At 64.1% G+C, this 17606-nt stretch carries 17 protein-coding genes; 7 read left to right on the top strand and 10 right to left on the bottom strand.

Features of this window, described 5'->3' with window-relative positions; all coding sequences use genetic code 11:
- Positions 1 to 365: 365 nt before the first annotated feature.
- The 3 genes from AB3L03_RS29775 (at position 366) to AB3L03_RS29765 (ending at position 3337) form a co-directional block, all read left to right on the top strand.
- Positions 366 to 539: a hypothetical protein gene (locus AB3L03_RS29775; RefSeq protein ID WP_247411853.1), complete on the top strand. Its 174-nt coding sequence runs from the start codon at positions 366 to 368 to the stop codon at positions 537 to 539.
- Positions 540 to 651: 112 nt separating this feature from the next.
- Complete coding sequence (locus AB3L03_RS29770; RefSeq protein WP_247411850.1) at positions 652 to 1614, top strand: hypothetical protein; 963 nt, start codon at positions 652 to 654, stop codon at positions 1612 to 1614.
- A gap of 166 nt (positions 1615 to 1780) precedes the next feature.
- Positions 1781 to 3337: an AAA family ATPase gene (locus AB3L03_RS29765; RefSeq protein WP_368507529.1), complete on the top strand. Its 1557-nt coding sequence runs from the start codon at positions 1781 to 1783 to the stop codon at positions 3335 to 3337.
- Between the two features lie 129 nt (positions 3338 to 3466).
- On the opposite strand, the gene AB3L03_RS29760 is transcribed toward AB3L03_RS29765, so the two are convergent.
- From AB3L03_RS29760 to AB3L03_RS29720, 9 genes are all read right to left on the bottom strand, one after another.
- Entirely contained in the window at positions 3467 to 4753 is a 1287-nt protein-coding gene (locus tag AB3L03_RS29760; RefSeq protein WP_368507528.1) for a hypothetical protein, read from the bottom strand.
- Positions 4753 to 5127: a hypothetical protein gene (locus tag AB3L03_RS29755; protein WP_247411832.1), complete on the bottom strand. Its 375-nt coding sequence runs from the start codon at positions 5125 to 5127 to the stop codon at positions 4753 to 4755. Before AB3L03_RS29755 ends, AB3L03_RS29760 begins: the two co-directional genes overlap by 1 nt.
- Before the next feature lie 294 nt (positions 5128 to 5421).
- Complete coding sequence (locus AB3L03_RS29750) at positions 5422 to 5958, bottom strand: hypothetical protein (RefSeq protein ID WP_368507527.1); 537 nt, start codon at positions 5956 to 5958, stop codon at positions 5422 to 5424.
- Positions 5959 to 5975: 17 nt separating this feature from the next.
- A complete protein-coding gene (locus AB3L03_RS29745) occupies positions 5976 to 6332 on the bottom strand; it encodes a hypothetical protein (RefSeq protein ID WP_368507526.1) in 357 nt (118 codons plus the stop codon).
- Between the two features lie 44 nt (positions 6333 to 6376).
- Positions 6377 to 7306, bottom strand: coding sequence for a hypothetical protein (locus AB3L03_RS29740; RefSeq protein WP_247411815.1), 930 nt, complete (start codon positions 7304 to 7306; stop codon positions 6377 to 6379).
- A 299-nt stretch (positions 7307 to 7605) separates the two neighbouring features.
- Positions 7606 to 8034 carry a hypothetical protein gene (locus tag AB3L03_RS29735; protein WP_247411813.1) on the bottom strand — a complete coding sequence of 143 codons (429 nt, stop codon included), beginning with the start codon at positions 8032 to 8034 and terminating at the stop codon, positions 7606 to 7608.
- Positions 8035 to 8120: 86 nt separating this feature from the next.
- On the bottom strand, positions 8121 to 8756 hold the full coding sequence (locus AB3L03_RS29730; protein ID WP_368507525.1) for a hypothetical protein: 636 nt from the start codon (positions 8754 to 8756) through the stop codon (positions 8121 to 8123).
- A 500-nt stretch (positions 8757 to 9256) separates the two neighbouring features.
- A complete protein-coding gene (locus AB3L03_RS29725) occupies positions 9257 to 10039 on the bottom strand; it encodes an enoyl-CoA hydratase/isomerase family protein (protein WP_368507524.1) in 783 nt (260 codons plus the stop codon).
- Positions 10040 to 10172: 133 nt separating this feature from the next.
- The gene (locus AB3L03_RS29720; RefSeq protein WP_368507523.1) at positions 10173 to 12263 is read right to left on the bottom strand and encodes a molybdopterin-dependent oxidoreductase; all 2091 of its coding nucleotides are present in this window, start codon (positions 12261 to 12263) and stop codon (positions 10173 to 10175) included.
- Positions 12264 to 12514: 251 nt separating this feature from the next.
- Between AB3L03_RS29720 and AB3L03_RS29715 the strand changes: the two genes are divergently transcribed.
- From AB3L03_RS29715 to AB3L03_RS29700, 4 genes are read left to right on the top strand one after another with little or no spacing between them, the layout of a single operon-like run.
- Complete coding sequence (locus AB3L03_RS29715; RefSeq protein WP_247412210.1) at positions 12515 to 13471, top strand: tripartite tricarboxylate transporter substrate binding protein; 957 nt, start codon at positions 12515 to 12517, stop codon at positions 13469 to 13471.
- 15 nt (positions 13472 to 13486) lie between these two features.
- Positions 13487 to 13957: a (2Fe-2S)-binding protein gene (locus AB3L03_RS29710; protein ID WP_368507522.1), complete on the top strand. Its 471-nt coding sequence runs from the start codon at positions 13487 to 13489 to the stop codon at positions 13955 to 13957.
- The gene (locus AB3L03_RS29705) at positions 13954 to 16089 is read left to right on the top strand and encodes a molybdopterin cofactor-binding domain-containing protein (RefSeq protein ID WP_368507521.1); all 2136 of its coding nucleotides are present in this window, start codon (positions 13954 to 13956) and stop codon (positions 16087 to 16089) included. Before AB3L03_RS29710 ends, AB3L03_RS29705 begins: the two co-directional genes overlap by 4 nt.
- Positions 16086 to 16784: a molybdate ABC transporter substrate-binding protein gene (locus tag AB3L03_RS29700; RefSeq protein ID WP_368507520.1), complete on the top strand. Its 699-nt coding sequence runs from the start codon at positions 16086 to 16088 to the stop codon at positions 16782 to 16784. Before AB3L03_RS29705 ends, AB3L03_RS29700 begins: the two co-directional genes overlap by 4 nt.
- Before the next feature lie 9 nt (positions 16785 to 16793).
- On the opposite strand, the gene AB3L03_RS29695 is transcribed toward AB3L03_RS29700, so the two are convergent.
- A complete protein-coding gene (locus AB3L03_RS29695; protein ID WP_368507519.1) occupies positions 16794 to 17600 on the bottom strand; it encodes an SDR family NAD(P)-dependent oxidoreductase in 807 nt (268 codons plus the stop codon).
- Positions 17601 to 17606: the final 6 nt, after the last annotated feature.

Below are 17606 nucleotides of genomic sequence, written 5' to 3'. Positions count from 1 at the left end.
GCTGCGTGCGCGACCGGTCGATCGACTGATTAGAGTCGTCGCGCCTATTGAGATAACGACGGATGGCCCTCAAACTTTCGTTCGCGGTCTTTACTATCAAACTGGGAGCAAAGATATCTCTGAGCAGCATTCCGCCATCCCCAGGCCGGCTGGTAGCGAGGTTGTCGCCTTGTCAAGCGAGCTGCACAATTGGAGAGAAAATCGCCCGGGGCGAATTTCGGGAAAATCGATAAATATTTGGACTTTGCGCCGGCCACATTTTGTTCTATGTTTGTCCGGCCTACGCATAACCGCAAGGGCGGCCGCCGCCGATGGTTCAGATCGGACGGCGACCTAACCACAGCAGACTAACCAGGAGTCTACCAATGGCTATCGGCCAGTATATTGCCGATTCGTCGGCGAATTTCTCTTTTGATCTTCTTGTTCCCTCCCAGATGGCTGTCCGGTCGCGCCTTGCGCACTCGGAGCTCATGAGCTCGTCGGGCCGCCTGACGCGCGTGGATGGCGGCGTTTCGCTGTCGTGGATCGCGATCCACTAGCCTCGCCCCCCATCGAGCTTTCCGAACGGCACAGCTTCTCGGCACGCAAGGTGTTGGGGACTGCTGCCGTTCGGATTTCAACGGACATTCGATCGAACCGGAGATCTTCAACATGTCTTACTTCAAGGACAAGCCGCTCATCAGCACGCGCACCACGAGCCATGTGCACCGCCCGTATGGAGGTGTTGCCGACGTTCGCGAGATCATCGACCGCGCCGCCCATGTCAAAGTTCTGGTGTTCCCGATGAGCCTCGGCCCCAAGCTCGTGGCGAGCGAGCTCGCCTGCCCGGCCTTTTATGCCATGACCGGCGACGTTCAGGACGGCAACGTTCCGATCTATCTCGGCGAGACGAACTGCTTCAGCCGGCGGCTCGGTGAACACCTTGCCGATCCGCAGAAGGCGTGGGCCCGCCAGGTGGTGGTGGTGCGCGGGACCTCGAAGGAGGTGCGCTTCACGAAAGAGACCGCAGCCTACCTGCAGTTCTGGCTGACGCATGCGGCCGATCGCTGCGGCGTCATGAAAGTGGTCGCGGGCAGCCCGCCACGGATGCCCGAGATCGATCCGCTGGACCTGCCGCTGCATGAGCGCATGCTCGAAGACGCACAGCGCTTGCTGTTCGATGCCGGCTTGACCGCCTTCGAACCGCCGCCGGGCGGCATGCCACAGGTGGACGCGCCGGTGCTGTCGCCGGAGGCGGCTGACGATGTAGAGAGCGGCCCGATGGAGATCGACGTGCACCTGTCGCCTGGCGGCGCGGAGTTCGAGTTGCGTTATGATGAGACGATCTGGGCGCGCGGCTATCCCGCCAACGACCGATTTGTCGTGGCCGCCGGCTCGGATTTCCGCATCGCCACCAATCCGAGCGCGAGCCCGGTGACCCGGGCGCGTCGAGCCGCCTTGTTCGAGGCCGGCGTGCTGACGCCGATCCCGGGAGCCATAGATCGCATGCGGATCACCGTCGACATCGCCTTCCCCTCGATGGCGACCGCCGCCAAGGCCGTCTGCGGGGCGCATGTCGACAGCTCGAAGTGGCGGCCGGTCGATCCGACGCAGCGCCCGGTGATGCAGCTCTAGACCTGAGCGCGACTGGACGCTGCGGAAGGTTTTCTGCAGCGTCCATGTTCGTCGTTTGCGTAGGCGGGGCCTTGCCCTCCTCCGCAATGGCAAGAGCGATCCGCGATTTTTCACAGTAGGACCGGCTGGCGCCGTGTTTCGGCGTCGACGCGAGCCGAGCAATCTCATGATCGATGATCTGGATGACCTGCCTCCGAGCGACCTCGATGAGGAGGTCATCGAGGGCGCGGCCGAGGATTCCGCATCCGGCGAGCAGGCCACTGCCAGCTTGCCACGCGTGCTGCGCTACGCTGTTCTGGCCTCGCGCGCCGACCATTCGGTCTACCAGCGCCTCGCCGCCGAAATCGAGACGGTCTGCCCGGGCATCGCCCTGACGGAGACATGGATCGACACGCCCGACGCCGCAAGCGGATGCGCGCTTGCCGTCGAGCTCGACCACCGGGCGGTCCGCGAAGACAAGCCGGAGTGCCGGAGCCTTGCCGATGGCGTGCGGCTGATCTCGCTGGCGCTACCTCGCGACAGGGGGCTCGACGAAGAGCACCGCCGTGTCGCAAGCGCGCTTGTTGCCGCCTTTCACAAACTTCCGCCGTCCATCCCCCTCGAGCTCGCCGCCGAGATCGAGGCCCTCGTTTATGGCTGGGCGGCACTGCCAGTCTGCGCGCACGAAGTTATAGGTGCCTTTCAGACGCCCGCAATCCGGGCAGCTGCGATGCTCGGCGCCAGCATGGCGGGGCGCAGGATCGAGGAAGCCGAGGAGACAGCATTCGCCCGCTCGCGGGAGCGTCTGCGTAAAGCCGACGAGCGGGAGGCCATGCGCAGCGACGCCAGTAGTGAGAGGCCGCTGCTGGACGTTCCCGAGGGGCATGTCATCGTGGTGCGAACGGATCCGGTCACCATGACGGGCTATAAATTGAAAGAGATCGTCACGCCCTTGAAAGGCCTGATCGATGTACCCTTGCCGCTGATCAAGACACCGGCGCTTGCGGAAGTGCGCCGCCAGTTGATGGCGGAATTCAGCTACGCGGCCAATGTCGTCGATTTTGTGCTATCCGACCTCGTCGGTCGCCCCACGGTCGCCTTCCGCCCGCTGCTGATGGTGGGGCCGCCCGGGAGCGGGAAGACGCGTTTCGCGCAACGGCTGCAGCAGCTGCTTGGCGTCGGCATGTGGCGGACTGATTCAAGTGGAGCCGATGGCGCGGCGTTCTCCGGAACCGACCGCAGATGGGCGACCGCGCAGCCGTGCCATCCGCTTCTGGCGATCGCGCGCGCTCGGCATGCCAACGTAATGATCCTGCTCGATGAGCTCGACAAAGCCGCGACGGGGCGAGACCATGGCCGCCTGTTTGATTGCCTTCTTGGGTTCCTCGAAATCGACTCGGCGCGGCAATATCCGGACCCCGCACTGCAGACCCCCGTTGACCTGCGACACGTTTGCTACGTTGCTACGGCGAATTTCATCGACAACCTGCCCTCTCCTTTGCTCGATCGCTTCCGCAAGATAGACTTTCCCAAGCCGACGGAGGCCGACCTTCTGGCTCTCATCCCCGCGGTGATCACCGATATCCTGCGCGACCAGGGTATGGACCGGCGCTGGATCGAGGGCCTGAGCCCGAGCGAAACTTCCGCCATCGCGCACCATTGGCGCGGCGGATCAGTGCGACGGCTCCGCCGCCTCCTCGAGATCGTGTTGCGCCAGCGCGAGGTCAACGCAAGCCGCCATTGAACGATAGCGCCGATCCCCCTGTGCCACAGCGGGTAAGGTCTCAGGCGTTGTCATCCAAAGTCCCCCGCGGGATCAGCCCTGTCTCTTGAGGACGCTTTCAAAGGCTCGCAACCGCATGAACTTCCGTCACTAAGGACTCCAGCCGGAAACTCGCACATCTTCCACCTCCCCGCGCTGCGCGATCTCAATGTTTGGCGGAATGTCCTCGGCCGCCGAGGTGACGATCTTCGCCGCGGCTTGCATCAAATCGAGCTCCGGTCTGACCATCCATCCAGCATCCTGGCACAGCAGCGAAATCGCTTTTTCCAAAATGGACTCGGCTCGGGCAAGACGGTGAATGCGGATGGCGATTTCGTCCGGGGAAATCGGCTCGCCCGAGCCTGTACGGCCCGGTTGGTAGATCAGCGATAGACGTTCCGTCTTCAGACGAGCCAACGGCCGCTCTATCGCATCGATCCTCTTCTGCAAATCGAGGCGGGCGCGCCGATCAGCATCGGACGGCTTCAGGACCTCGGCCGAAGCATCTGACGAGGCAGCATCGAGTGGGTTGCCTTCATCGGCGTGAAGTAACCGGGGGATCCGGCGCTGCGCCTCGTGATAAGCAACCGAGACCTCCTGCCTGAGAATGCGATGCAAGGCACCAACGAACAACTGCGGATGGTGAAACGCGATCACTCTCGGCGCATTCCCCGGTTTGACCGCCACGTTGTTGCGGCCCAGGAACGAGGCGAATTCGGCTTCCGTCGCTGAACTCTTCCACAGGCGTTTCAGCTCCGACTGAAACCTGGGCAGCGGGAAGTCAACAGCCTGAGCCGCTCGGCGCATGGAATCGGTCATGCGCGGCGCATCGATGACCGGCACGACCCCGAGTTCGTCGATAAGCCAGTCGGCAACGTGACCGTTGCCATCGGCGCGAAGCGCCTCGATGACCGACTTTTGCCAACGGCTCGGGACGGCCTCGCCCTCGATCAGGTAGGCCGCGAGCGCCATGACTTTGTGGAGTCTCGGTGCATGATGGCGCATGTCCAGCGCGCGAAAAGTTTGAGGGGAAACGTGGCCCAACACCAGGTGCAGATGATTTGCACCTCCTCCAGCACGCGGCTTGTCGTTGTGGGCGAACACCATCAACGGGTGGTCATGTGCCTTGAGTTCTGTGAGGACGAGATCGACGACCTTCGCCACTTCGTCCGCCGTCAGCGTACGCCGGGGCGAAATATAGAGATGCCAGAGCGCAATCTCGGCGCGGGACGCAGCCGTCAGGGCCGCCATGACTTGCATCCCGTCGATGGTCCAACGAACGCAGAGATTGCGCATCTCGAGGAGTTCTGGACGCTGATCCTTGTCCTTCCAGAGGTGTGCATCGAGGCGGCGGGCGTCCGTTAGCGACCCCCGATATGAAAAGGCGCGCGCGATCATCAGCGCGGCCCGATCGAGCGGGCGATCAGCAGCAAGGCGGATACTGCATCTCGCAACAAGATTGTCGTCTGCACGAGGTGTTGGGCATCGGCGCCCTGAGCGCGGCTCTGCTTGATTTCGTTCGCACAGCGAATGATCGTTGCGTGGATTTCCGCGAGCTTTTGTCTTATTCCGTCGTGTTTGGCCCGCCTCCTGCGCGGACGGGTTCCCGACAAGTAGGCCTCCATCGCATCCTTGATGAATTGGCTGAGGTCGATGTTCATCGATGCCGCTCGCTCGGTGGCCTGGTCCTTGAGTGCCTGCGGCAACCGCACGGAAAAAGGAGCGTTGGTCGTGATCGGCGTATTACAGCCAATCTCTGGATGCTTCGCCAATGGCTTTTTCCGGCCCTGCTTGGAGCTATTTACACCCACGTGATTTTGCTCCAGAAGGCGTCCATCCAGCGGCCGATGAGCCGCAGCCGGTGCTCGCACGGGCCGATCCGGCTTCGACGGATACGGACCCGGAGTTTGAGGACTTGCTCGCGTTCAGCCCGCGTCAGCATCTGAAACTCCCGTGGCGGATCTAGCAGCAAGGAAATCAGGCTGGTCGATCGAGCGAGGCGCCGGACCAGCGTGCAAGAAGCCGCGGCTCCGCGCTGTTCGGCTCGTGCGAAGGTCGGCCCAAGCTTAATTGGCATCGGGAAACCTGAGCCCGCGCGAGGCCTCCTCGATCATCTTTGCGATCCAGCTCGCGATGCGCCGCTGGACCGCCGCCGCCGACAGCCGATCGAGCGGCCGGCCGGAGGCATCGAGCCACAAGGGGGCGAGTTTCGCCGGATCGGCGTTCACGAAATCGACGAGGTTCAATCCTGCACGGTCCACCGGCTGCCACAGACGGTCATCGAGCCGCGGCAGCGCGATCTCCGTCACGCCCGCACGCATCTCGTCGAAGTGCTCCGGCTCCAGGTCGATGATGCCCCGATCGAAATTCGGCGGGAACACGACGCCGACCCGTTCATTGAGCACCCACAGCGGCCGGGCGAGCGGTAGCGCGGTGCGCACTAAGCTCGTGTTCGTCGCCAATGCGCGCATGGCGTCACGATTCGAGGTGGTCACAAGCGCCACGATCATCTGGCCGCCCCCGTCGGCGACCAACTTATCGACGTCCATGTCGCGCAGGAAGCGCAAGACCGTCACGTCCCATGTGGCCGCCGTGTCGAGCACGATGCTGCTACCGCTTGTCACCGCCTGATCGAGGGCGTTAGACAGGGGTGAAAATGCCCGCAACAAAGCAAGCGGATCGTCGGATGCGTCGAGCAGATCGGTGTCGATCTTGGTGACGCTGCCAGCTTGTCAGCCAACCGCTCGGCGACGTCCGCCGAGAAGACCTCAATCTTGCATCCGCGCGAGCGCAAGATCAGCGCCACGAGTTCGGTAAACAGGCTCTTTCCTGGCCGCCGATGGCGGACAAGATGACAATGAAGTACCGAGCCGGCATCAGCTGCTTCTCCTCTGTCGGCGAGCAGCTGAATAAGGCATGGCTTGACGAACAAGGCCCCCACGAACCCTATGTGGAAACTGTCGTAGATTGTCGTCATCCGTCGGAAATTGATATCAATCGTCTGAGGACGCCTGGCTCGGCTTACGGGCGGAGCGCGGGCGCGCAGGCTTTTGCAAGGGTGCGGAGGAATCGAAAAGTCGTCCCGGCGCTAGCTGCGGCGGCAAGATCGAGAGTCGGCACCGGCATTCCCGTCGCGCGGGCTTTCGGCGTGCTGCTGACGCCGCCGGCCGGCGAGGCTGACGTGGCATCGAACGGCTTGGAAGAGCCGCCAAGCAGCGCGACATGATGATAGTCGCCCATGCATGCCCGGCGCCAGAGTTCGGCGGCCGAGTCACGGACGGCGCCATGGCAGGCGATCCAGAAGCCGCGTCGACGCCGATGGCGCAGCGTTTCCGCTCGCCCCGACGCGCCGTCCAGGAGTTCCGACAGACGCGTTGCCACGATATGGTGCTGACAGCTCGCGACCCAGATCGTCAACATCGCGGAAACGACGTCGGAACGGATGTTGTCTACGCCAATCGACCCCGCCAGGATATCGACGATCCGAATGATGACGTCCTGAACCGGGCCTTGCGGTCGCTCCGTCATGGGATCCAGAACGGCCTCGAGCACGTCCCAAACCAGACGGGCTCCGGGCGACGGCTCGGCCCAATCATAGAGCGTTCGCCGTCCGCGGTTTTGCCGCTGCGGATCTCGTGTGGCGAGGCACACGCGATCGCGCACATGTTCAAGGAAGCTGGGCGCGACATCTGTCATCCCAGCGATGAAATCTCCGAGCCGCCTTCTCAGATCGCCCGCAGCCGGCGTGGCCAAACCTTCGAAAAAATACGTCGTCGCCGCGTCAAATGGGAAGGGTGTCGACCTGACGGCCACCAAATGCGGTTGGCCCGGGACCTGGCGCAGCGCCGCATTCACAACATGGGGCTCGACGGGCGCAGCTACGACGACCGTCCGGGAAGAAACTGCGCAACTGACGGCATTCTTCAGCACTTCAGCGGTGACAGGCGCCATGTCGCAATTCGAGAATGGATAACGCCCGATCAGCGCGTCGAAAGTCTCAGGCAATATCTCGGACGGAATGCAGGCGACGCCGGTGTGAGCCGCGTGATGCGCCGCATCTACGAGCACGGACAGCTGCGAGATGACTTCCCCGATACGAGCCGAGGCCTCGCGCCGCGCGCTCCGGCACTGAAACAACGACGCGGCCCGGTCGAGGGCTTCGAGATGGACCGCGACATCCGCCGAAGGACGGCGGACCCGGAGGACGAGGCTCTTAACCTCGGCACGATCCTCCTCGATAAGCATGCGCGCTACCGTTTTCCACGACGGAAGAGATCGTCTATTGCGTCGTGGATCCGGGCCTGGTCGATACGGTGCTTAAACCTTTCAAGTTCGGGCGACGTCGGCTGGTTCTTCGCTGTGCTCGCCGGCGATGGTCCGCCAACATCGGTTGGTCGAACGGACGGCCCCCTCGTTGCCGCTCCGGGCGGCCGATCCTTCTTCCCCTTAGCACGCTTGATGAAGTTGTAGAGCGATTGCCCGGTGAACTCCGCGCCCGTGCGACCTCGCGCCCCCCGGACGTTCAGACCCTCGGCAATCTGCTTGTAGGTCAAGCCATGCTCCAAAATCGCCTCGAACGAGCCGATGTGTTGGTCGATGACCATTTGCGTTTTCGGAACGCCCAACTCGGTCGCGGCCAGCGCAGCAACTATCGGCGTCAACAACTCGTCAAGGATCATCGCGGTGCCATTGCCCTTAGATGATGAACAAAATACCTTCCGTTGGGCTTGCGCGTGGCCCGCCCTTCACGACGTGGAATGCTCGATTAGGGCGCCGGCAGGCTGAGGATCGAGGGCGTCGCCCGCGCAGAGCGGCTCCTGCGAATCTTCGCGGCCGCGCGATCGGCAAGATCCGCCACGAAATGGCGCGCGGACGGCCGCTCCTCAAGAAAAACGTGCAGCAGCCGGCATTGGTGGGCGTCCAACGCCTCCGTGATCATCGCCGCGATCTGAACCGATTCAGCCGAGTCCGTCTCCATTTTAGCGGAGCCCTCCTTGGCGCGCCGGATCGTCTGCTTCACGAACTCGACTGTCACCCGCTCGCCGCGCCGCACCCGCGCGATCACCTCGTGCACCGTTTCCTCGCTCACCGACGCAGCACCCAGCGCCTGAGCGGCGGTCAGCGGCAGCCGGCACACGACCTCGCCGTGGCGCTGGAACAGATGCGCTGCGTTCATATAGAGTTGCGCCTTCCGCGGCTTGAACCCCAAAACCACGCGACACCACCGCAAGAAAATGCCGTGCCCCAGACCTTCCTTGGCCTCTACCAGCGCGACGCCGATCACAAGTCCGCTGCAGGCCTCCCGCTCCACCCCCTCCTGGATGACGACCTCGAGCTCCGGCAGCCTGTCCCGCATCTGGGGAGGAATTTGGCCATAGTCGAACTGATCGCCGCCCATCATGGTCGTGCGCGCTCCAACGCTCTCTCGTTTGAAGTATCCTCGGTCAGGATACACCAAAACGGAAAAACGTCAATCTTTTCCGTATGATGGCAACTCGGCACGGTCCGGGAAGAAAATCCAAATGCGAAAAGTTTTCGCTTTTGCCGTCAAACTAGAGAGGGAGGACAGCCCGAATGGGAGGAGCTTTGATCCAAGAAATGACCTATAGGCGATCGAGCGCACGCTCATTGATTGCCTGACTAGATGTCCCGTGAGCGGCCGAACGACTGCGAGACCAAGAATAGCGCAAACAGAGGAGCGAGTGGCGATGCACGCTTCGGAAGCGCTTCCAAAACGCAACCCGCGCGAAGCGGTCAGGGCATTGCGGTCAGCGGGTCGATGATGGTGGAATTGAGGGCAGGCAGTCTTCCGTCTGCGTTCCCTGCATCAGCACCATAACTAGGTCGTTCGCCATGCACGATCTCAGTCAGCTTAACGAAAGCTGATGACCGGAGCGCCCCTCATCTCCCCGTCCAGACCGGCTTGCGCTTCTCGGCGAATGCCTTCAGGCCCTCCTTGGCGTCCTCGGTCATCGCCAGTAGTGAGATCTGGCTTTCGGTGTAGGCGATGCTCTCGTCGAACGACATCGACGCGATGGCCCGCATGGCGTATTTGCCACGTCGGATGGCGCTCGGGGATTTGTCGACGATACGGCCGATCAGCCAGTCGACCTTGGCGTCGAGCTCGGCCGCAGGCACGACGTAGTTGAGAAGGCCTGCGTCGAGTGCCGCGTCCGCGTCGAACGGTTCGCCGGTCAGCGCCCATTCGTTGACGAGGCGCCGCGGTGCGATCTCCTGCAACAGGCTCAACACCTGCATCGGGAATACGCCGACCTTCACCTCCGGCAGGCCGAAGATGACGTGATCGGCGGCGACGGCCATGTCGGTCATGCAGAGCAGGCCCATGCCGCCGGCCATGCAGACCCCGCCAACGCGCGCAATCGCGGGCTTGGTCGCGTTCTGCGACAAGCGCAACAGATCGGCATAGTCGACATTCGGCTTCGAATGATCCATCGCGAAAGCCGCGCCCGAGTTCTGCAGGTCCGCACCGGCACAGAACGCCTTGTCGCCCGCGCCGGTCAGCACGATGACCCGGACATCCTTGTCGTCATGCGCGTCGCGATAGCCACGCGCGATGCCGGCAATGACCTCGCCATTCAGCGCGTTGCGTTTCTCGGGCCGGTTGATGGTGATCCAGAGCGCCTGCCCGCGCTTCTCGGTGATCACGGCTGTGGTGTCGGTCATGGCACGCTCGCTTCCTCGGGCTCCCGTTTAGCGGCCATTTGCGGCAGCTCGGGCCGAAGGTGCAAGGGCAAACTGCGGCGCGGCGCCGCTTTAGCGCCTCGACACAAACTTGAAAGGCGATCGAAGCGCAGGCTCAGGCCGCGACCGCTTTCCTGATCCAGACCTTGTTGTCGTGGAAAGCGGCGCCGCCGATCGGCGCGATTGTGTCCGCGCCCGTCAGCATATTGATGCCGCGCTCACCGATATGGTTCTTGTTGGGATGAACGGACTCCGCGATCAGCACACCCCGCCGCACGCCTTCGAACAGTGTGGCGATCAGCGTGGTCTCGCCGCGGGTGTTGCCGAGCGTCACGGCGTCGCCATGGGCGATGTCGAGCGCGGCGGCATCCAGGGGATGGATCATCACGCTCGCCTTGCCCTCACGCGCCTGGGAGGACGGCGTCTCGTTGAAGGTGGTGTTGAGGAAGCTGCGCGACGGGCTGGTGGCAAGCCGGAACGGATGTGCCTGATCGGAATGCTCGATCACCGCCCAATGGTCCGGCAGCGACGGCATCTTGTCGAAATCACCCATCTTCTGGCCGAACGGCGGATGCGCCCAATCGGCCTTGAAATGGAATTTCCTGTCGGCATGGGCGAAGCCATCGAGATAATGCGACGTGCGGAAGTCCGGCTGCAGGTCGCGCCAGAGGTCGGCTTCGAGACCGGCAATGTCGCCGTGGTCGCTCAGCTTCAGCGTCGCGTCGATCAATTCACGCGGCGTCAGCTCGAACCCCGGATGCCTGGCGCCAAGCCGCGGCGCCAGCGCCTGCAACACCTCGTGATTGGATCGGCATTCGCCGGGCGGTTCGATCAGCTTCGGCCCGACCGAGATGTGCTGGTGCCCGCCGCCGTAATAGAGATCGTCATGTTCCATGAACATCGTCGCCGGCAGCACGATGTCGGCCATCTCGGCCGTCTCGGTCATGAACTGCTCGTGCACCGCGACGAACAAATCCTCGCGCGCAAAACCCTGTCGCACCAGCGCCTGCTCCGGCGCCACCGTCATCGGGTTTGTGTTCTGGATCAGCAGCGCCTTGACCGGGCCCCTGCCGTGCAGGGCCTTGGAATCGCCGGTGAGGATGCGGCCGATCTGCGACTGGTCGAGCGCGCGGACAGTTGGGTCGATGGCGTCATGGCCTTCGATGATAGATTCGTTGAAGTGCCACAGCGCGTAATTGTTGAAGAAGGCGCCGCCGCCTTCATATTGCCAGGCGCCTGTTACCGCCGGAATGCAGTTCGCGGCATGCATCTGCGCCGCGCCGTTGCGGGAGCGGGTGAAGCCGTAGCCGAGCCGGAAAAAGGTCCGCTTGGTCTCGCCGACCAGTTTGGCAAAAGCCTCGATCTCCGCCACCGGCACGCCTGAGATCGCGGAGGCCCATTCGGGCGTGCGCGTCTTCAGATGCGCCTCGAGCTCGCCAGGACAATCGGTGTACTTGTCCATATAGGCGCGATCGGCATAGCCGTCGCGGAACAGGACATGCATCACGCCGCAGGCGAACGCGCCGTCGGTGCCGGGCCGCAGGATGATCTTGATATCCGCCTGCTTCATGGTCTCGTTGTCGTAGATGTCGACGGCTGCGATCTTGGCGCCACGCTCCTTCCGCGCACGGGCGGCGTGCGTCATCACGTTGACCTGGGTGTTGACGGGGTTGGTGCCCCAGATCACCACCAGATCGGACAGCGCCATCTCGCGCGGATCGACGCCGGCGATCTTGCCGGTGCCGATCGCGAACCCGATGCGGCCGACATTGGCGCAGATGGTCTGATAGAACCGCGAATATTTCTTCACATGCGTGAGGCGGTTGAGGCCGTCGCGCATCACCAGCCCCATCGTGCCGGCGTAATAATAGGGCCAGACCGATTCCGCGCCGAATTCGCGCTCGGCCTGGTTGAAGCGATCCGCAATCTCGTCCAGCGCCTCGTCCCAGCTGATCCGCGCAAATTGGCCGGAGCCCTTCGCACCCGTTCGGCGCAGCGGATACATCAGCCTTTCAGGATGATGGATGCGCTCGGCATAACGGGCGACCTTGGCGCAGACCACGCCGGCCGTATAGGTCTGCTTTTTCGAACCGCGGACACGACCGATGCTGCGTCCCTCGACCACCTCGACATCGAGGGCACAGGCCGACGGGCAATCATGCGGACAGGTCGAATGGCGGATTTCGATCTTGGCGTGCTGGTTCATGTCCAATTTGGTAACACCAAAAGACCTGTCAGCCGAGGGTATTTATCCGGCAATGCCCATGCGATTTGCTCAGACCGCGTGCGCCGCCGGTTCCTGCCGTGACCGCGAAGAGCGGCGCCGCCACACCGAAAACCGCCCGATATTCCAGGCGGCATCGCCTTGTGAGGCGTCGACAGTCCGCCTCCCCTGCCGCTACAGTGCCCAACAACAAGAACGACATCAGGGAGGTGGGTGTGACGGCCCGACAATTCATGCTGGCGCTGGCCGCCGGCCTGCTCAGCGCATTCTCCGCAGCCCCGTCCCTGGCGCAAGACTATCCCAACCATTCGGTCCGGATCGTCGTGCCCTTCGGCGCCGGCGGGCCGGCCGATGTCGCGGCCCGGCAGATCGGCAATGCGCTCCAGGAGAGTTTTGGCCAGCCCTTCGTGATCGAGAACCGCACCGGCGCGGGCGGCGTCATCGGCACAGTCGAAGCGGCGAAGTCGCCCGCCGACGGCTACACGCTGCTGATGATGTCCAACACCCAGACCGCGAACGAATCCCTGCTGACGCCGGACAAGCGCAAATACGAGCTGATGCGCGACCTCGCGCCGATCGCGCCGGTGAACTCTTCCGATCTCGTCATCGTGGTGAACCCGCAAGTCGCAGCGAAGACGCTGCAGGAGTTCGTTGCGCTCGCCAAGTCGCAGCCGGGCAAATTGAACTACGCCTCCTCCGGCCAGGGCACGCCCTATCACATGGCCGGCGAGCTGTTCAAAGCCATGGCCGGCATCGACCTCGTCCACGTGCCCTATCGCAACAGTGGCGAGGCACGCAGCGGTGTGATCGGCGGGCAGGTGCAGATGATGATCGATGCCGTGCCGGCGATGGCGCCGAACATCGGCGAGAACCAGGTCCGCGCGCTCGCGACCACCGGCAAGCAGCGCTCAGCGGTGCTGCCGAACGTGCCGACGGCGATCGAGGCGGGTGTCGCAGGCTATGAAGCCACGATCTGGCTCGGCCTGATGGCTCCGGCCGGCACGCCGAAACCCGTGATCGACAAGCTCAATGCAGCCGTGAACGCAATGGTGAAGCGTCCCGACATCGTCAAACTCTGGACTGCGCAGGGCGCGGTGCCCATGTCGATGACGCCGGAAGAATTCGACAAGTTCCTGCGCGGCGACATCGAGAAATGGGCCGATGTCGTCAAGAAGTTCGACAAGTCCTGAGGCCGTAGCGCGACAATGCCGACCATTCAATTCCAGCTTAACGGCACGGCGACGGCGGTCGAGACCGATCCGGATCAGACGCTGCTCGATGTGCTGCGCGGCCGGCTCGGCGTCACAAGTCCGCATTTCGGCTGCGGGGCCGGCGAGTGCGGCGCTTGCCATGTCATGGTCGGTGATCGCGCGATGGCCTCCTGCGACATGCCGATGTGGTCGGTCGCCAACAAGGAGGTCGTCACGGTGGAAGGCCTCGGCACCGCGGACCAACCGCATCCGCTGCAACGCGCCTTTATCTCCGAGCAGGCGATGCAATGCGGCTATTGCGTCTCGGGAATCCTGATCAGCGCGGCGGCGGTGCTGAAGCGCAATCCGTCGCCGACGGAGGCGGAGGTGAGAACCGCGCTTGATCGCAATCTGTGCCGCTGCGGATCGCACAACCGCATGGTCCGCGCCGTGCTGCGGGCGGCCGCGGAGATGGCGACATCATGAGTGCGCCGTCCCCTGCCCCGACACTGCCGGTCAGCCTTGCGGCCAATCCCAAGCTGTCATCCTGGGTGAAGCTCGTCGGCGAGGGCCGTGTGGCGATCTCGCCCGGAAAAGTCGAGATCGGCCAGGGCATCGTCACGGCCCTGGCACAGATCGCAGCCGACGAACTCGACGTCGATATTGGCCGCATCGAGATGATCCGCGCCTCCACGGCGGCAAGTCCGAACGAGGGTGTCACCTCGGGCAGCCTTTCGGTCCAGCAGTCCGGCCGCGCGCTGCGCCACGCCTGTGCCGAGGTCCGCCAGCGCTTCCTCACCGCGGCATCCGAACGTCTCGGCGTCGATGCGTCGCTGCTCGAGATCGATGACGGCACGATCTCGGGCCCCGGCAATGTCAGGACCAGCTATTGGGAGTTGGCCTGCGACGTTTCGCTCGACTACGACGCCAACGTCGGCGCGACAGCGAAGATTGTCGCCAAGCGCACTGTGGCCGGACATTCGGTCCAGCGCGTCGACATTCCCGACAAAGTATTCGCACGGAACCGTTTTATTCACGACTGTCCGCTGCCGAACTTGCTGCACGGACGCGTGCTGCGGCCGGACATCTCGGGCGCCAGGCTGATCGCGCTCGACGAGACGGCGACGCGAGCCGTTCCCGGCCTCGTCGCGATCGTCCGCGACGGCGGCTTTTCCGGCGTGGTTGCCGACAGCGAGGTAGCGGCGGAAGCCGCGCTGAAAGCCTTGCGCAAGGGGGCGACATGGTCGGCCGGCGAGCCGCTGCCGGATGAAAATGATCTGGCCGGATTTCTGAAGAGCCAGCCGGTCGAGACTGATGTCATCGACACCAGGACCACTGCGGCAACGATAAAGAAAGCTGCTCGCACTCTCCGCCGGCAATTCATCCGTCCCTACATCGCGCATGCTTCGATCGCACCGTCCTGTGCGATGGCCCGATGGAACGGCGATCGTGTCCATGTCTGGACGCACAGCCAAGGCGTCTATCTGCTGCGCGCCGACCTCGCGATCGTGCTTAAGCTGCCGGCAAAAAACATCGTCGTCGAGCACATGGAGGGCGCCGGCTGCTACGGACACAATGCCGCCGATGACGTCGCGCTCGATGCCGTGCTCCTGGCGAAAGCGGCCGGCGGCCGTCCGGTGCGGGTGCAGTGGTCGCGCCACGACGAGATGGCCCACGCACCGTTCGGCGCGGCGATGGCGATCGAGATCGAGGCCGACCTCGATGCGGACAACGAGATCGTCAGTTGGCGCCATGCGATCTGGAGCAACGGCCACGCGGCGCGGCCGGGGCGCGCGGCCCAGCCCGCGCTGCTTGCCGCAACCGAGATTACGAACCCCTACCCGCGCATGGTCTCGACCAATCCGCCCGCGGCCAATGGCGGCGGCGGCGACCGCAACTCCGTTCCGCTCTACGACCTCAAGGCCTGGACGGTCACGAGCCACCGGCTGCTGACCATGCCGGTGCGGACCTCGGCATTGCGGACACTCGGCGGACAAGGCAATGTGTTCGCGATCGAGTCCCTGCTCGACGAGGTCGCCGCCCTGCGCGGCGAAGACCCGATCGCGTTCCGCCTGCGTCATCTGCGCGACGAACGCGCAAAGGACGTCATCCGGGCCGCGGCACGACGCGCGCAGTGGAAACCGCAGAAGCAGGCCGGCATCGGTCATGGCGTGGGCTTCGCCCGCTACAAGAACACCGGGGCCTATTGCGCCGCGATTGCGGAGATCGAAGGCACTGATGACATCCGCGTCAAGCGGCTGACGCTTGCGGTCGATGTCGGCGAGGCCATCAATCCCGACGGCGTCATCAACCAGATCGAGGGCGGCGCGATCCAGGCGACGAGCTGGGTGCTGAAGGAACGCGTCCGCTTCGACCGCATGCGCATCACATCGACGTCGTGGACCGACTATCCGATCCTCACCTTCAGCGAGGTGCCAATGGTGGATGTCGAGATCGTGCAGCGGCCCGAGATCGAACCGGTCGGCGCCGGCGAGGCTGCCCACGGCCCGGTGACGGCGGCGATCGCGAATGCCGTTTACGATTGCCTCGGCGTGCGCGTGCGCGACCTGCCGATCACCCGCGACAAGATCATTGCAGCCATGGAGCTGGCATCGTGACGACAGTGAGCATTTCGAGCGGAGGCGCGGCGCAAGGCCTGGTGCGCGGCCTCAGCGATCCCTTCAAGACGCAGACCGGCTTCGGCATCGACGGCGAGTTCGGCGCGGTCGGCATCATGGCCGACAAGCTGCGCACGGGAACGGCGGCCGATCTGGTGATCCTGACGCAGGCGCTGCTTGCAAAGCTTGCCGAAGAGAAGCTCGTCATCCCCTCCTCGATCACAAATGTCGGGCGGGTCGAAACCGCGCTGGCGGTCCGCAGCCGCGATCCCATGGTGACGGTGAAGACCGAAACTGACCTGCGCGAGGTGCTGCGCAGCGCCGACGCGATCTACGTCCCTGATACGAAAGCCTCGACCGCCGGACAACACGTTGCAAAAGTGCTGGATCAGCTGGGCATCGCCAACGAGGTCGCCTCGCGCCTGAAAATCTTTCCGAACGGCGCGACCGCGATGCGGGAGCTTGCGGCATCCACCGCCGCGCATCCGATCGGCTGCACCCAGGCTACCGAGATTATCGCGACCGACGGCATCGCACTGTCAGGAGCGCTGCCGCCGGGCTGCGAGCTCGTGACGATGTACACGGCCGGCGTGACCACGCGGGCCGCACATCCGCAAGAGGCGGCCGCGCTGATCGCGTTGCTGACCGGCGCAGACCGCAAGGACCTGCGCCAGCGCGCCGGCTTCACCGGGTAGGTAAGCGCCCTACGTGTGCAACTGGGTGAGGCCGGTCGGCGGCCCGTCGACGGCCGTCCAGCCGCCATCGACGAATAGCGTGCTGCCGCTGACATAGCTCGCGGCGTCCGAGGCGAGATAGGCCACGGCGGTCGCGACCTCGTCGGCGCTGCTCCAGCGGTTGAACACGGTGTGACCGGCGTAGAGATTGTAGATGTCGGGACGCTGCTTGAACGGGCCGGTCAGCGCGGTCTCGGCGATGCTCGGCGCGATCGCGTTGACCCGCACGCCGGAACGTCCGACCTCGGAGGCAAAGCCCTTCACCAGCAGGCCGATGGCGGCCTTGGTCGAGCCGTAGACGCCGAGGCCGGGCTCGATGGTCACCGCCCGCACCGAGGAGCAGGCAATGATGCTGCCGCCCTTCTGCTCGACCATGATGCGGCCGAAAGCCTGGAAGAACCAGACCGTGCCCTTGATATTGAGGTTGAGGACGCGGTCGAGATCCTCCTCGGTGTAGTCGAGGATGGTCTTACGGATGTTGAGCCCGGGCGTCGTCACCGCGATGTCGAGCCGCGAAAATTTCTGCATCACGGTCTTGGCCAGCGCATTGACGTCCGCAGCGCTCGCGGCGTCACACGCAGCCGCCTCGGCCCAGCCGCCCTTCTCACGAAGGCCGGCGGCGGTTGCTTCGGCGGCGTCAAGCGCACGATCGGCGCAGACGACACGGGCGCCGAGCCCGGCCAGCGCCTCGGCCGACGACTTGCCGATGCCCGAGGCCGCGCCGAGCACCACGGCCGTCTTGCCGGTGAGATCGAAGAGCTTGCGATAGTCGGTCACGGAAGA

The sequence above is a fragment of the Bradyrhizobium lupini genome, assembly GCF_040939785.1.
Classification (GTDB): Bacteria; Pseudomonadota; Alphaproteobacteria; order Rhizobiales; family Xanthobacteraceae; genus Bradyrhizobium; species Bradyrhizobium canariense_D.
The sequence above is the reverse complement of the archived record's forward strand: the minus strand, read 5'-3'. Positions and strand labels throughout refer to the sequence as shown.

What these genes read in the sequence shown, in the direction of transcription:
- AB3L03_RS29715 (WP_247412210.1), top strand. Translation starts at nt 12,515, where the DNA reads ATGCTGGCGCTGGCCGCCGGCCTGCTCAGCGCATTCTCCGCAGCCCCG.
- AB3L03_RS29745 (WP_368507526.1), bottom strand. Translation starts at nt 6,332, where the DNA reads ATGACGACAATCTACGACAGTTTCCACATAGGGTTCGTGGGGGCCTTG.
- AB3L03_RS29770 (WP_247411850.1), top strand. Translation starts at nt 652, where the DNA reads ATGTCTTACTTCAAGGACAAGCCGCTCATCAGCACGCGCACCACGAGC.
- AB3L03_RS29740 (WP_247411815.1), bottom strand. Translation starts at nt 7,306, where the DNA reads ATGGCGCCTGTCACCGCTGAAGTGCTGAAGAATGCCGTCAGTTGCGCA.
- AB3L03_RS29705 (WP_368507521.1), top strand. Translation starts at nt 13,954, where the DNA reads ATGAGTGCGCCGTCCCCTGCCCCGACACTGCCGGTCAGCCTTGCGGCC.
- AB3L03_RS29710 (WP_368507522.1), top strand. Translation starts at nt 13,487, where the DNA reads ATGCCGACCATTCAATTCCAGCTTAACGGCACGGCGACGGCGGTCGAG.
- AB3L03_RS29775 (WP_247411853.1), top strand. Translation starts at nt 366, where the DNA reads ATGGCTATCGGCCAGTATATTGCCGATTCGTCGGCGAATTTCTCTTTT.
- AB3L03_RS29720 (WP_368507523.1), bottom strand. Translation starts at nt 12,263, where the DNA reads ATGAACCAGCACGCCAAGATCGAAATCCGCCATTCGACCTGTCCGCAT.
- AB3L03_RS29725 (WP_368507524.1), bottom strand. Translation starts at nt 10,039, where the DNA reads ATGACCGACACCACAGCCGTGATCACCGAGAAGCGCGGGCAGGCGCTC.
- AB3L03_RS29765 (WP_368507529.1), top strand. Translation starts at nt 1,781, where the DNA reads ATGATCGATGATCTGGATGACCTGCCTCCGAGCGACCTCGATGAGGAG.
- AB3L03_RS29735 (WP_247411813.1), bottom strand. Translation starts at nt 8,034, where the DNA reads ATGATCCTTGACGAGTTGTTGACGCCGATAGTTGCTGCGCTGGCCGCG.
- AB3L03_RS29730 (WP_368507525.1), bottom strand. Translation starts at nt 8,756, where the DNA reads ATGATGGGCGGCGATCAGTTCGACTATGGCCAAATTCCTCCCCAGATG.
- AB3L03_RS29760 (WP_368507528.1), bottom strand. Translation starts at nt 4,753, where the DNA reads ATGATCGCGCGCGCCTTTTCATATCGGGGGTCGCTAACGGACGCCCGC.